General features: G+C 71.4%; 13 protein-coding genes. 3 read left to right on the top strand and 10 right to left on the bottom strand.

The features are described 5' to 3' along the window. Positions 1 to 33: 33 nt before the first annotated feature. From hpnI to AC3AOF_RS12970, 3 genes are all read right to left on the bottom strand, one after another. Positions 34 to 1218: a bacteriohopanetetrol glucosamine biosynthesis glycosyltransferase HpnI gene (gene hpnI / locus AC3AOF_RS12980; protein ID WP_236990408.1), complete on the bottom strand. Its 1185-nt coding sequence runs from the start codon at positions 1216 to 1218 to the stop codon at positions 34 to 36. 186 nt (positions 1219 to 1404) lie between these two features. Continuing rightward, positions 1405 to 2055, bottom strand: a complete 651-nt coding sequence (locus AC3AOF_RS12975; RefSeq protein WP_488348743.1) for an MlaC/ttg2D family ABC transporter substrate-binding protein — start codon at positions 2053 to 2055, stop codon at positions 1405 to 1407. Between the two features lie 4 nt (positions 2056 to 2059). After that, positions 2060 to 3133, bottom strand: coding sequence for a lysylphosphatidylglycerol synthase domain-containing protein (locus tag AC3AOF_RS12970; protein ID WP_236990410.1), 1074 nt, complete (start codon positions 3131 to 3133; stop codon positions 2060 to 2062). A gap of 310 nt (positions 3134 to 3443) precedes the next feature. Here AC3AOF_RS12970 and AC3AOF_RS12965 point away from each other — a divergent pair, with 310 nt between their 5' ends. From AC3AOF_RS12965 to AC3AOF_RS12955, 3 genes are all read left to right on the top strand, one after another. After that, positions 3444 to 4628, top strand: coding sequence for an amidinotransferase (locus tag AC3AOF_RS12965; RefSeq protein WP_442919282.1), 1185 nt, complete (start codon positions 3444 to 3446; stop codon positions 4626 to 4628). A gap of 491 nt (positions 4629 to 5119) precedes the next feature. Beyond that, positions 5120 to 6415 carry an NAD(P)H-binding protein gene (locus AC3AOF_RS12960; protein ID WP_488348742.1) on the top strand — a complete coding sequence of 432 codons (1296 nt, stop codon included), beginning with the start codon at positions 5120 to 5122 and terminating at the stop codon, positions 6413 to 6415. A gap of 3 nt (positions 6416 to 6418) precedes the next feature. Continuing rightward, positions 6419 to 6892, top strand: a complete 474-nt coding sequence (locus AC3AOF_RS12955) for a DUF2269 family protein (RefSeq protein ID WP_488348741.1) — start codon at positions 6419 to 6421, stop codon at positions 6890 to 6892. 20 nt (positions 6893 to 6912) lie between these two features. Here the strand turns inward: AC3AOF_RS12955 and AC3AOF_RS12950 are convergent, their stop codons facing one another. The 7 genes from AC3AOF_RS12950 to AC3AOF_RS12920 form a co-directional block, all read right to left on the bottom strand. Then, positions 6913 to 7800, bottom strand: coding sequence for a DUF3313 domain-containing protein (locus AC3AOF_RS12950; RefSeq protein WP_236990413.1), 888 nt, complete (start codon positions 7798 to 7800; stop codon positions 6913 to 6915). Between the two features lie 239 nt (positions 7801 to 8039). Beyond that, entirely contained in the window at positions 8040 to 8828 is a 789-nt protein-coding gene (locus tag AC3AOF_RS12945; protein ID WP_236990414.1) for an SDR family NAD(P)-dependent oxidoreductase, read from the bottom strand. 104 nt (positions 8829 to 8932) lie between these two features. Further along, the gene (locus AC3AOF_RS12940) at positions 8933 to 9139 is read right to left on the bottom strand and encodes a hypothetical protein (RefSeq protein WP_236990415.1); all 207 of its coding nucleotides are present in this window, start codon (positions 9137 to 9139) and stop codon (positions 8933 to 8935) included. A gap of 153 nt (positions 9140 to 9292) precedes the next feature. Next, positions 9293 to 9898: a glutathione S-transferase family protein gene (locus AC3AOF_RS12935; protein WP_488348740.1), complete on the bottom strand. Its 606-nt coding sequence runs from the start codon at positions 9896 to 9898 to the stop codon at positions 9293 to 9295. 253 nt (positions 9899 to 10151) lie between these two features. Continuing rightward, a complete protein-coding gene (locus AC3AOF_RS12930) occupies positions 10152 to 11351 on the bottom strand; it encodes an alpha/beta hydrolase family protein (protein WP_488348739.1) in 1200 nt (399 codons plus the stop codon). Between the two features lie 171 nt (positions 11352 to 11522). After that, a complete protein-coding gene (locus tag AC3AOF_RS12925) occupies positions 11523 to 11735 on the bottom strand; it encodes a NepR family anti-sigma factor (protein WP_236990418.1) in 213 nt (70 codons plus the stop codon). A gap of 313 nt (positions 11736 to 12048) precedes the next feature. Further along, positions 12049 to 12726, bottom strand: a complete 678-nt coding sequence (locus AC3AOF_RS12920; protein ID WP_488348738.1) for a metal ABC transporter permease — start codon at positions 12724 to 12726, stop codon at positions 12049 to 12051. Positions 12727 to 12774: the final 48 nt, after the last annotated feature.

Raw genomic sequence — 12774 nt, 5'->3', positions numbered from 1 at the left:
GAGAGGCCGCCGGGCGGCCCGATGAGATGTCTTTTAAGTCGAGGGAGCGCCGGACTCGCGGGCGAGGCCGGAATCCGGGATCAGCGTGCCATCCGCAACGACCCGATAATCATGACCTTTCCAAGTCACGGCGCCGGACATGAAGCACCAGGCGAAGCCGGCGAAGGACAGGAGGTCGCGGATCGGCAGCAGCCAGTAGGGGTGCGGCTCGAGGCCGAAGGCCCGCTCGACCCGCATGCACAGCACGATCCGGCAGGCGAGCGCCAGGGCGGCGGCGGCGAGCGTGTAGGGACCCGAATCGGGCAGCAAAGCCGCGATCAGCGCCAGCGGGAAGGCGTGGGTGACGAGCGTGCCGGCATATCCCACCGGATCGACGTTGCGGATCGTGCGGTTCCAGCGGGTCTCGTGCCGCCACAGGCCAGCGAGCGAGGTATCGACGCAAGTGTGCCCGATGGTGAAGTTCGGGATCGCCACGATCCCGCCCTGGGCCCGGAGCGCCGCCCCGAGGGTGTAGTCGTCGGCCAGATCGTTGCGGATCGCCTCGAAGCCGCCGATTCGGGCGAGCACCTCGGTGCGGAAGGCGATGGTGGAGCCGAAGCAGGGATCGGCGAGACCAAGCCCCGTCCCCATCAGGACGTTGGGCAGGAACTGGGTGTCGATGGCGAGCGCCGAGAGATGCGCGAAGGCGCCGCGATTGGCCGGCACGCCGTGATAGAGGCAGGTGACGCCCGACACGCCCGGCTGGGCCAGTTCGGCGACGATGCGCTCGAGATAGTCCGGCGCCACCACCATGTCGCTGTCGGCCAGCACCACCACCTCGTGGGCGATGAGCCCCGCCATGTTGATGAGGTTCGAGACCTTGCGGTTCGAGCCGTGCTGGCGGGCATCGATGACGAGGTCGATGCGTAAGGAGGGGTGCTCGGCCTGGAGCCGGTGCACCACGGCGATCGCCGGATCGGCGGCGTTCTGCACCCCGAAGATCACCTGCACGGCGCCCGCATAGGCCTGGGCGCAGAAGGTGGTGAGGTTGGCGTGCAGGTTCGGCTCGTCGCCGCAGAGCGGCTTGAGCAGGGTCACGGAGGGGCGGGCCGAGCCGGCGGGCAGGCGCGGCACCGGGCGCCGGGCGAGGCGCCCAGCGAGCCACGCGGTGGTCAGGCCGTACACGCACCCGGCGAGCGCCAGGACGATCAGGGGGGCGGAGATCCAGGTCCATTCCATGGCGAGGGGCGATCCCTGGGAGGAGTTGGCGGCGCGGGGGGCGCGGCGGGCAATGTTGTTGAGGGTGCGATCGAAGGGTTGACGGCCGGTATTCGTCGGTCGTCAACTTTCCGAAGCAGTCTGGCCGATGCGGCTTGGGCGAAGCTGGTCGGACGGGGCTAGGTGGCCGAGGCTACTTGGCCGAGGCTACTTGGCCTTGGGCGCCGGGGCGGCGAGCATCGTCTCGGTCGATTTCTTCAGGTGGGCCAGCAGGGCGTCGGCTCGCCCCTCCTGCAGCGGCTCGGTGAAGCCGGTGCGCAGGGTGCCCGCCTCGCTCACCGTGCCCTGAAGGAAGACGTCGGTGATCTTGTTGTCGGCGTTCAGCACGTAATCGACCGGGGAGGTGTCGCCGCTGCCGTCGGTCACCGTGACGTGGACGATGCGGCCCTTGCCGCGCGGCTCGCTCTTCGGGTCGATGGCGAAGGTGCTGCCACTGGCGGCCCCGAGCCGGGTGGCGTAGGTCGCCGCCAGGTAGGGCTCGAAGGCGGCGACCAGCGCCTGCTGCTTGTCGGCCGGGATCTCCTTCCAGCGGGTGCCGACGCCGAGGCGCAGCATCTCCGGCAGGTCGAAATTCTCCTTCATCGGGCCGGCCAGGGTCTCGGCGCGGGCGCGCACGTCGGCGGCCTTCAGCGCCGCCTCGAGGGCATCGGTCATGCGCCGCACGGTGGCGACCGCCGGATCGCCCTCCCCGGCCGCAGGCGCGGCGGGAGCGGCGGCATTCTGGGCCAGGGCCGGCAGCGCCGGCATCAGGAGGCCTGCGATCACCAGGTTGCGCAGGGTCTCGCGTCGGGTCTGCACCAGGTTACTCTCCTTTGCCGTCGACGGGCGCCGCGGCGTAGCCGTAGGCGGCCACATGGGCCTGCCGCGGACGAAGCCATGTCCGCAGGGCCGCGCCGATCCCGGCCGCGGGGGAGCGGCCCTGATCGGCTTCGTTTTCCATGGCGTGCCAGAGCATCAGGCTCGGCAGCCCGACCGCGAGGTCGGCCAGCCGCTTGATCAGCGACAGGGCCAAAGCCGCCTCGGCCGGAATGCCGAACACCGCGCAGAGCGCGATCAGGCCGCCTTCCTGGGCGCCGAGCGCGCCGGGTACCGCGAAGGCGGCGCCGCGCACGGCCTGCGCCAGGCTCTCGATCACGATCGCCTCGAGGAAGCCGACCTCGTAGCCCATGAAGCGCAGCGCGATCCAGACCTCGAAGGTGCCGATCACCCAGCCGAACAGATGCGTGCCGATGGCGGCGACGATGCGGCCGCGGGCGGCGTAGAGGCCGCGCAGGCGCTCGAACAGCACGTCGACCGCGCCGAAGATCCGCCACTCGCGGCCGCCCGCGAAGCGGTTGATGGCGGCCTGGAGCAGGCTCTGGCCGAAGCGGCGCTGCACCAGGTAGAAGGCGACGAGGGCCGGTGCCGCCACCACGAGGCCCAGGCCCACGTAATGCACGATCGGCCCGTCGCCCCCGAGCGCCACCAGGATGCCGAGACCGGCCACGGTGAACAGGAATTGCGTGAGCGCCTGGATCATCAGGTCGACGAGGGTGCTGGCGCCCGACAGGGATCCGGGCACCCGGTGCAGGGTCAGGAGCCTGGCGCCGATCAGGTCGCCGCCGACCTGCGCGACGGGCAGCAGGGTGTTCACCCCCTCGCGCACGAAGCGCACGCTGACGCAGGCGCGCAGCAGCGGCCTCTCGCCGCGGGGAAACACGATCCACCAGCCGAGGCCCGCCCAGGCGACGGCCACGACGCGCGCCACCACGACCAGCACGGCGCCCCAGCCGGACGCCCACAGGGCCGCCGCGACCGCCTCCGGTCCCGAGGAGACGAACAGGCCGATCACGGTGCAGAGGCCGGCGATCAGGCCCAGTGTCGTCAGTCGCTTCATGACCCTCTTTCTGTCGCAGCGGCGGCGGCCTCGAGGGGGCGCGCCATTCCGGCAACGGAGTCGAAACAAAGCAGCGCCGTTGCACCCCGGCACGTTGCAGCTTTGATGGGCGCTGTCTATCACCGCCCGGACACAGTGCCGGCGAAACCGGCACTCACTACCGGCGCGGCTTTTCGGCACAAGCAAGGCCGCCCCAGCATCGCCGCAAGCTCACTTTACGGCGCATCGTTCTCCCCGCCCCAGCTCCGGCTGGCGGGGGCCGGATACGCGAAAGAAGGCCGCTCGTGACGGCCGCCAGGGGACGAACAGCATGGATCGGGAGACGACCTTCGAGGCCGAGCGCGGCGCGCTCGACGACACGACCGCGCACGACCTGACGGCCCTCGGGGGCGAGGCGCCCGGCCGCGCCCCGTCGCCGCAATCGCCCGTCATGGCCTGGAACGAGTGGGACCCGCTGGAGGAGGTGATCGTCGGCTCGCTCGACGGCGCCACGATCCCGACCCACCACCTGACGGTGATCTTCAACCTGCCGCGGGCCGCCCAGCCGTTCTACCGGCTCGCCTCCGGCTGGAAGTATCCCGGCTTCATGAAGAAGCTGGCTCAACAGGAGCTGGACGGCTTCATCAAGATCCTGGCCGGCGAGGGCGTGAAGATCCGCCGTCCCGATTCCGTGGATTTCTCGAAGAAGTTCCGTGCGCCGCGCTGGTCGTCGCGCGGCTTCTGCGTCGCCTGCCCGCGCGATCCGTACCTGGTGATCGGCGACGAGATCATCGAGAGCCCGATGTGCTGGCGCTCGCGCTACTTCGAGGGCGACGCCTACCGCTCGCTGTTCAAGGAGTATTTCCGGGCCGGCGCGCGCTGGACCTCGGCGCCGCGGCCCCAGCTCACCGACGAGCTGTACAATTACGACTACCGGGTGCCGAACCTGAAGGCCGGCGAACCGATGCAGTTCACGGTCAACGAGTTCGAGCCGGTCTTCGACGCGGCCGACTTCGTGCGCTGCGGCCGCGACCTGTTCGTCACCCGCTCCAACGTGACCAACCTGATGGGCATCGAGTGGCTGCGCCGCCATCTCGGCCCGGGCTTCCGGATCCACGAGATCGAGAGCCGCTGCCCGCAGCCGATGCACATCGATTCGTCGTTCATGCCGCTCGCCCCCGGCAAGGTGCTGGTCAATCCCGACTACATCGACGTCGAGAAGCTGCCGGCGGTGCTCAAGAAGTGGGACGTGCTGATCGCGCCCCGCCCCGACCCCGTCGAGGGCTTCATGAGCAAGATCTCGATGTGCTCGCCCTGGACCTCGATCAACGTGCTGGCCATCGACGAGAAGAAGATCGTGGTCGATGCGAGCCAGCCGACGCTGATCAAGGCGCTCAAGGACTGGGGCTTCGACCCGATCCCGACGCCGTTCCTGTCCTACGGCCCGTTCGGCGGCTCGTTCCACTGCGCCACGCTGGACGTGCGCCGGCGTGGGCCGCTGAAGTCCTATTTCTAGGCGGCGTTCGGCGTCGTCGATACCTCTTCCCCTCGTCGCCTACGGCGGGGCGGTTCGGGAGCAGGAATGGCGCGGGCTTTCTCCTCTCCCCGCGGGCGGGGAGAGGGCTGTGTCCCCCTTGCCGGGGACACAGCAAGCCCGCAGGGCGAGGGTGAGGGGGTCTCGACGAGTGAGGCTCCTCCGGAAGCACCCCCTCACCCTCGCTCCGGCTCCGCCTCCGCTTGCCGCGTCTCTTGAACAGAGACACGGCCCTCTCCCCGCCCGCGGGGAGAGGGGAAAGCCCGCGTCTCGTTCTTGTGCCGGGGCGTTCCTCGAATCCTCTGTTTTCCCGACGAAACTCGTCATCGCGACGGTGTTTCTGCCGTAGCGGGAGGCCGAGCGCCTCCGACGCCCCCTGCCCCATTCGCACTTTCCTCACCATCCATCGGCCATGCTGAGGGCCGGCGCGTGACGCGGCACAGGGCCGTCCGCCACCCGAAAGCCGTCGCCCGATGAGGATCCTGGTACTCGGCGGCTACGGCCTGATCGGCGCCGCGGTACTCGCGCGGCTGCTCGAGGCCGGTCACGAGATGGTCGCCCTCGGGCGCGACGTCACGGCGGCGCGACGGCGTTTCCCGGAAGCGACCTGGATCGCCCGCGACATCGCGGCGTTGAGCGAGCCGGCCGCCTGGCACCCGGTGATCGCCGGCTGCGACGCGGTGGTGAACTGCGCCGGCGTGCTTCAGGATGGACCCGGCGACGACGTGCGCGCCGTACAGGACATCGCCATGCGGGCGCTGTTCCGGGCCTGCGCCGAGGCCGGGATCGCCAAGATCGTGCAGATCTCCGCCGTCGGTGCCTCCGCCGACGCGCGGACCGCCTTCATGCGCACCAAGGACGCGGCCGATGCCGCGCTGGCGCAACTCGACCTCGACTGGACGATCCTGCGTCCGGGCCTGGTGCTGGCCCCCACCGCCTATGGCGGCACCGCCCTCCTTCGGGCGCTCGCCTCGATGCCGCTGGTCATGGCCCTGGTCGGCGGCGCCGGGCCGATCCAGACCGTGCATGTCGACGACGTCGCCGAGGCCGTGCGCCTCGCCGTCGAGGGGCGGGTGCGGCCGCGAGCGGCCTACGACCTCGTCGAGGACGAGGCCCACTGCCTGGCCGAGGTCGTCGCCGCGTTCAGGGCCTGGCTCGGCCATCCCCCGGCCCGGCTCGTGGCGGTCCCGCGATTCCTCGTCCGGCCGGCGGTCGCCTTCTGCGACGGGCTCGGGCGGCTCGGCTGGCGCTCGCCGCTGCGCAGGACCGCCCTCGTGCAGGTCACCGAGGGCGTCACCGGCGATCCCGGCCCCTGGCGGCGCGCCGGCGGCCCGGCACCGACGGGCTTGCGCGCCAGCCTGCGCCGCCTGCCCTCCACCGTCCAGGAGCGCTGGTTCGGCCGGCTCTGGCTCCTGAAGCCGGCCGTCATCGGCGGTCTCGCGTTGTTCTGGCTGGTCTCGGGCCTCGTCGGCCTCGTGCGGTTCGATGCCGCGGCGACGATCCTGACCGATCGGGGCGTCGGACCGGCCGCCGCCGGTGCCGCGGTCGCGGCCGGCATCGTCCTCGATCTGGTCCTCGGAGCCGCGATGCTGGTACGGCGTCTGATGCCGCTCGCCGCTTCGGGGATGATCGGCGGCACGCTGGCCTATTGGGCGGCCGGGACGTGGCTCGCCCCCGATCTCTGGGTCGATCCCCTTGGCGTTTACGTGAAGACGCTACCCGCCGCGCTCCTGGCGCTGGTCGCCCTTGCGCTCGCCGCGGAGCGCTGAGCGATGCCGTGGATCGACCTCTTGCGCTGGCTGCACGTGATCGGCGCGACGGTCTTGTTCGGCACCGGGGCCGGCATCGCCTTCTTCATGCTGGTGGCGCACCGGACCCGCGATCCCCGTCTCGTCGCGCATGTCGCCGGCACGGTGGTGATCGCCGACGCCCTGTTCACGGCGACCGCCGCGGTGATGCAGCCTGTGACCGGACTGGCGCTTGCCCGTCTCGCCGGCTGGCCGCTGAACCAGGGCTGGCTCCTGGCCTCGATCGGGCTCTACGTCGTCGTCGGCCTGTTCTGGCTGCCGGTGGTGGCGATCCAGCTGCGGATGCGCGACCTGGCACGGGCGGCGACCGCCGAGGGGCGGACGCTGCCGACGACCTACGACCGGCTGTTCCGGGTCTGGTTCGCCTGCGGCTGGCCGGCCTTCGCGGCGATGCTGGCGATCCTCTGGCTCATGACCGCCAAGCCATCTTTCTGTTAAGCCACCCCACCCCGCCCCGCTCAGCGCCCGGCGGTCGGCCCCTTGTCGGTCCAGTCCGGCGGCAGGCCGAAGGAATCGCCGATGATGCCATCGACGCCGGGCGCCCGGCCGAAGGCCTGGCAGTCGGGATCGCGGGGCATCTCGCCCAGCATCGTCACGCGGATGCGCTCGTAGGTCGGGATGGTGAGCTCGGACTCGAACGGGTCCTCGCCGGTGGCGAGATACGAGCCGAAATCCTGGCCGAAATCGCCGGCGAGGTCGTAGATGTCGGCGACCGGGGAGAACCGGGCCTGGTTGGTGAAGGAGTTGGCGCCTCCGGCCCACACCATCGCGGCGCGCTGCTGGCGGCGGGCATCCAGGGCCTCGGCCTCGATCGTGAGGTCGCCGAGCCCGATCGGCAGGCGCGGCACCGGCACCTTGCCGATCGTGTCGGCGAAGCCGACGCCGACCTGCGCGGCGATGGTGATCGCCGCCGAGGCGCCGACCGCGACGCCGGAGGCCGGCACGTTGGTGAGGCTCGCCCGGGTGATGGTCGAGCGCACGGTCAGGTCGGCGGGGCCGGACGAGACCACGTCGTAGCGCAGGGACAGCTCGTAGCACATCGCCCGGTCCGCCGCGTTGGCGACGACCCGGCGCTCCTGCTCGGTCACGTCGGGGCCGGACACCGCCGCCGAGAAGGTGGTGGGGATGATGCGCACCGTGCGCACCCGGGCCATCGCGGCCTTGTCGAGGAAGATCCGCGACTTCGTCGCGGTGGCCTCGCTCGAGGTCAGGTGGTCGTAGCGCGTGAGCAGGCCGGTCTGGGTCAGCACCGGCGTGGCGCAGCCCGCGAGAAGGGCCAGGGTCGCCACGGCCGCGACGCGGCGGGCGGCCCGCGTGGTCAAGGCAGCCTCGATTGTCGTCCGCATTCGGTCGCTTTCCCGGATCACGCGAAGCCGGTCGACCGGAAACCCCGATGGGATTCCCGGAGGCCGGCTCCAGGCGGCGCAAGGCCGGGCCCGTCCGGGCTCGCCGCGCCGTTATGCCGTGAAGCCTAGCCGTCGCCGCGAGGAGGGGGAAGCCGAGCGTGGCGGCGACCGTCGCTTCGGCCCCGGCTGTAACGCTTCGGCCACATTGTTTCCGAAGGTCAGGTCCCCATGGGAATCCATCAGGCGAGGGCCGCCATGCTGCAGCTCTGCCCGCCATCCACCGGCAGGCACACGCCGGTGATGAAGCGGGCCTCGTCGGAGGCGAGGAAGACCGCCGCATGGGCGATGTCCCAGGCCTCGCCGAGACGGCCGAGCGGCACCCGGCGGTCGCGGCCGGATTCCGGGGTGCCGGCGCCCCGGCATTCGTCGGCGAGCGTCGTGTCGAGGAGGCCCGGCAGGATCGCGTTGGCGCGGATGCCGTCGCGGGCATATTGCATCGCCACCGACACGGTCGCCTGGTTCACCGCCGCCTTGGCGGCCGCGTAGGCGAAGGCCGGCGTGCCGGTCCAGCGCCGGGAGGCGACCGACGAGATGTTGACCACCGCCCCCGACCGGCGGGCCCGCATGCCCGGCAGCACCGCCTTGCAGGTGCGCCAGACCCCGCCGACATTGACCTCGATCGCCCGGCGCCAGGTCTCCTCGTCGAGGTCCTCCGGGCCGCCGGCCTCCGGCAGGCCGACATTGTTGTGCAGGATGTCGATGCGGCCGAACCGCGTCTCGCCGGCGGCCACCGCCCGCGCCACCGCGTCGTAATCGGTAACGTCGGCGCACAAGGCCTCGGCCTCGTTGCCCTCCTCGGCGATGATCTGGGCCGTCTCCTCGGCGGCGGCGAGCCCGCGGTCGACGCAGATCACCCGGGCGCCCTCCCGGGCGAAGGCGACCGCCACCGCCTTGCCGTTGCCCCAGCCGGTGCCGGCGGAGCCCGCCCCGAACACGATCGCGATCTTGTGCAGCAGGCGTGTCGACATGGCCCGACCTCCGTCCCTCGACGGAGAGTCGCGAAAAAGGCCCGTCCCGCGCAACGGGCGGCAGAGCAGGGCGGCCAGAAGCCGCCCGCATGGATGGGCGAGTTCTAAGCCCGGACGGGCGCAGGCCCCCTGGCGAGGCGCCAGGCCGCGACGGCGACCGCCAGCGCGAGGCAGAGCTGGGCCGTGCTCCCCTCGCCCAGATGGGCGTGGCCGAGATCGAGCCGCACGGCGAAGCGCACGGCCCATCCGGCCGCCCAGTAGCCGAGACAGAAGGTCAGGGCGGCAAGCAGGAGCGCGACGAAGTCGTTCATGAGCGAGATCCCCCGCGGGCGAGGATGCGACCGCCGGGTCCCGCGGGCCGGCGGCGCGACCATCAGACCCGGGCAAGCTTGCCCGAAGCCTGTCTGCCCGGAAGGCTCAGCAAGAGCCGCGCCAGACCGCCGGTGTCTCGTCGCGCGCCGTCCTCACTCCGGCCGCGTCGCCTGCATCGACGGGCGCTCGCTGACGCGCGCGTACCATTCCGCCGCCGCCGGGGCGCGCTCGCGCCAGCCGAGATCGGGCAGGCGCAGGTCGAGATAGCCGAGGCAGCAGCCATACGTGATGGTGGCGATGTCGACCCGCTCGCCGAAGCCGGGCGCCGCCGCCTCGATCCGCGCCAGCGCGTCGACGATCTTTTCACGCTGCCCGGCGACCCAGGCCGGCGACCGCTCGGTCTCCTGGCGCACCCGGGTCTCGTAGACGCAGAGCAGCGCCGCATCGAGCAGGCCGTCGCCGGTCGATTGGGCGGCGAGCGCCGTCCAGCGCGCCGGGCCGGGCGCCGGGAAGAACCCGCCCGAACCCAGATGGTCGAGGTACTCGCAGATCACCCGGCTGTCGGCGAGCGCCGTGCCGTCGTCGAGGAGCAGGGTCGGCACCTGCCCGAGGGGGTTCTGTGCCCGGATGGTCGCGTCGCGGTTGATCGGGTGGGCGGCCGCCGGCAGCAGTTCGAGCTTATCGAACAGCCCGAGCTCGTGGGCGACGACCAGCACCTTGCGGACGAAGGGAGACGTCTTGGCGTAGAAGAGCTTCATGGGGTTCCTCCTGTTGTTTTGGTTACCGATCATCCATTCCGCGACCTCACCCTGAGGTACGGGCGATTCGAGGATCGCCGAGCCTCGAAGGAGGGCTCCAGGGATCGAAGCCGCATCTGGAGCCCTCCTTTCGAGGTTGGTCGATCTTCGATCGCGTGCGATCTGCGATCGCCAACATCTCAGGATGCGGTTCTGGATGGGACGAGGGTGCCGCTCGCATCACAGGCCGTCGTCACCGATCCATGGTACCTGCTCACTGCCCCCGCCCGGACGCCGTCGGCTTCGCGGCAGGCTTCGCGACGGCCGGCGCGGCGCCCGGCGCCGCGGGCTTCGGGGGCGCCGGCGGGCGCGGGGTCTCGACGCTGAGGCGGCGCACCGGCCAGCCGTCGCTCCAGCGCTCCATGTCGATGAAGCGCGGGTTGCTCTTCAGGCTGGTGGCATTCTGGCCCGAGAAGGCGGCGGCCGCCGCCATGTCGAAGGTCTTCCAGAAGGCGAGGTAGTCGAGGCTGTCGGTGCCGGCGGCGTTGATCTGCCCGACGAGCACGGTCTGCTCGCCGGTGAGCGTCATGTCGGCCGACCACTTGAATGGAGCCGGCTTCTGCTTCGGGTCGGCGGTCGGCAGCTTCAGCTGCGCCACATCGTAGGCCGGGTTGCCGCCGGCGGGAGCCGCCAGGGTGGCGGAGAGAGCCGGGAAGCCGTGATCGTCGGAGAGTGCGCGGACCATCAGCTTGTGGTCGGTCGGCACGGCGGTGGCCTCCCGCATCACGCGCCTTGCGGCGATGTCGGCGGCGCGGGCGTCCCGATCGCCGATCACCGTGACGATCAGCGTCGCGGGGTCGATGTCGTTGAGGTCGTGGAGGGCGATGCCGCGGGCCTTGTCGTCCCGGGCGATGCCGCCCGGCACGGCGCCGAAGATCAGCCGCGGCACCGGCAGGCCGTTCGCCTTGGCGCGGGCCGCGAGGTTGGCCGCCAGCGGCACGCCGGCGAGGTGGCCGATCAGCGCCACGCGGCTCGTGTCGGGCTTCACCTCCTGGTCGCCGGCGAGCTCGGCGAGCGCCTCCTTGACCAGGGTCGCCGCATTGCCGCTCGCATCGACCGGCCGGGTGCGGCCCACTTCCTGGAAGCGCGGGAACAGCACGAGGTAGCCGGAGCGTGCCAGGTGCTCGATCCAGGCCCCGTAGGCCTGCGGGTTCACCGCCCCCCAGGCATGCAGCAGCACCGCCACCGGCCGCCCCTCGGCCGGGGCCGGGCCGTTGCCGTAATAGGCGAAGGTCACCGCGCCGGCCCGGCCGAGCACCCGCTTCACCACGCTCGCGGCGAGGTAGGCCTGGCCTCCCGGCCCCTCCTTCGGCTGGGCGGGCGGCGTGGCGGCGCTCACACCGGACGCGCCACTGACGACCGCGAGGGCGAGGGCGAGCGGAAGGACGAGGTGGAGGCGGGAGAGCGGAGGCATGAGGCTGGGGGGCTGGCGGCTCGGGAGGCGCACCCCACACTGTTTCGCGCCCGCACTCAAGGCGTGATCGCGCGCGAGGCCGACCGTTCTGAGGCTTGTCGCTTCCGCGGTACAGTCACGCTCGCGATTCGGAGAGCAGAAGCGGGGTTCCGGGTCGTTTCGCGGCAAGTTCTAGTTGCCGTCCCCCGGCTCGTTCCCAAGCACCGTGTGAAGCCGGCCGATCAGGGTATCGAGTTCCCGCGGTACCGGCTCGTCGGTGACATCGGTATACATCGCCCGCAAGTCCTGCCCGAGCTTGGCGAGCAGCAGCGCATCGGCCAGGGACGACGCAGTCGAGTGCGACTGTCCGTAGATCGCAGCGTGATTGCTCGGGATCAACTTCATGGCACGATGACGGGAACGGGGTTCCCGGCTCCAGCGAGGACAAGGGCGAGGTCGGGGACGAGAATCGGCACACGAGCGGTGATGATGGTCGGTCGATGACTTGTGGTCGATGGCTCGCGGTCGATCCGGGGCGGCGGAAGGTCGGCTCGCCATGAACAACGCGCTTCCGAGAGGGCAGTTGCGCGCGATTTTCGAGCAACCCGCCCGGCCGAACGCGATCCCGTGCGCGGGAGCACGCGGCCGCGACGGATTTCGTCGCAGGCCGCGTCGTTTAAGCCTCATCAACCATGACGATGGCCGTCCGGACGCCGCCCTACATCGGCGGCGTCAGCCCGTCCTTGCCGACCGAGATGCTGCGCGCTTCGAGCTTATCCCCGTCACGGACTGCCGAGGCGAAGACCTTGGCGCCCGGCACCAGCACCGCCCGGTCGGCCGGCTCCAGCATCACGACCGGCGTGCCCGGCGGCACGGCGACCGCGAGGCTCTGGCCCTTGTACGACACCGTGAGGGTGCGGCCGTTGCCGATCACGGAGCCGCCCGCCACCGTGCCGTTGGTCATGCTGGTCTCGACCTCGGGCGTCTTGACCGTGCCGTTGGTCATGCTCGTCTCGGCCGGGCCGGCGCCGTCGGGCAGCCGATCCCAGGGATAATGCCCCTCCCCGGCGCCGCGCATCGCCTCGGGGAAGATCAGCACTTCGAGGGCGACCGGCGGGTCGCCGGGCTTTTCGCCGGGCTTGGCGGCGGTGCCGATGAAGCTGCCGTCCTTGACCTGGTCGAGACTCGCGGGCGCCAGCTGCCCCACCCGCGTGCCGGAGCCGAGGCGGACGGTCTCGACCGTGCCCGTACGGGTGCGGATGGTGACCGCGTCCGCCTCGACGCGCTCGATCGTGCCGCGCAGGCGCTCGACCTGCGGCGCGGCGAGGGCGGCGCCGAGGGAACCGCCTGCGGCCAGCATCAGGCCGGCGGCCGCGATCGTCCTGAGAAAGGGCATGGTGACACTCCGAAAACCAGGGCTCGAGGGTCCGAGCCCCGCCCGTTA

This window comes from Methylobacterium sp. 142-1Y (assembly GCF_057747795.1).
The sequence above is the reverse complement of the archived record's forward strand: the minus strand, read 5'-3'. Positions and strand labels throughout refer to the sequence as shown.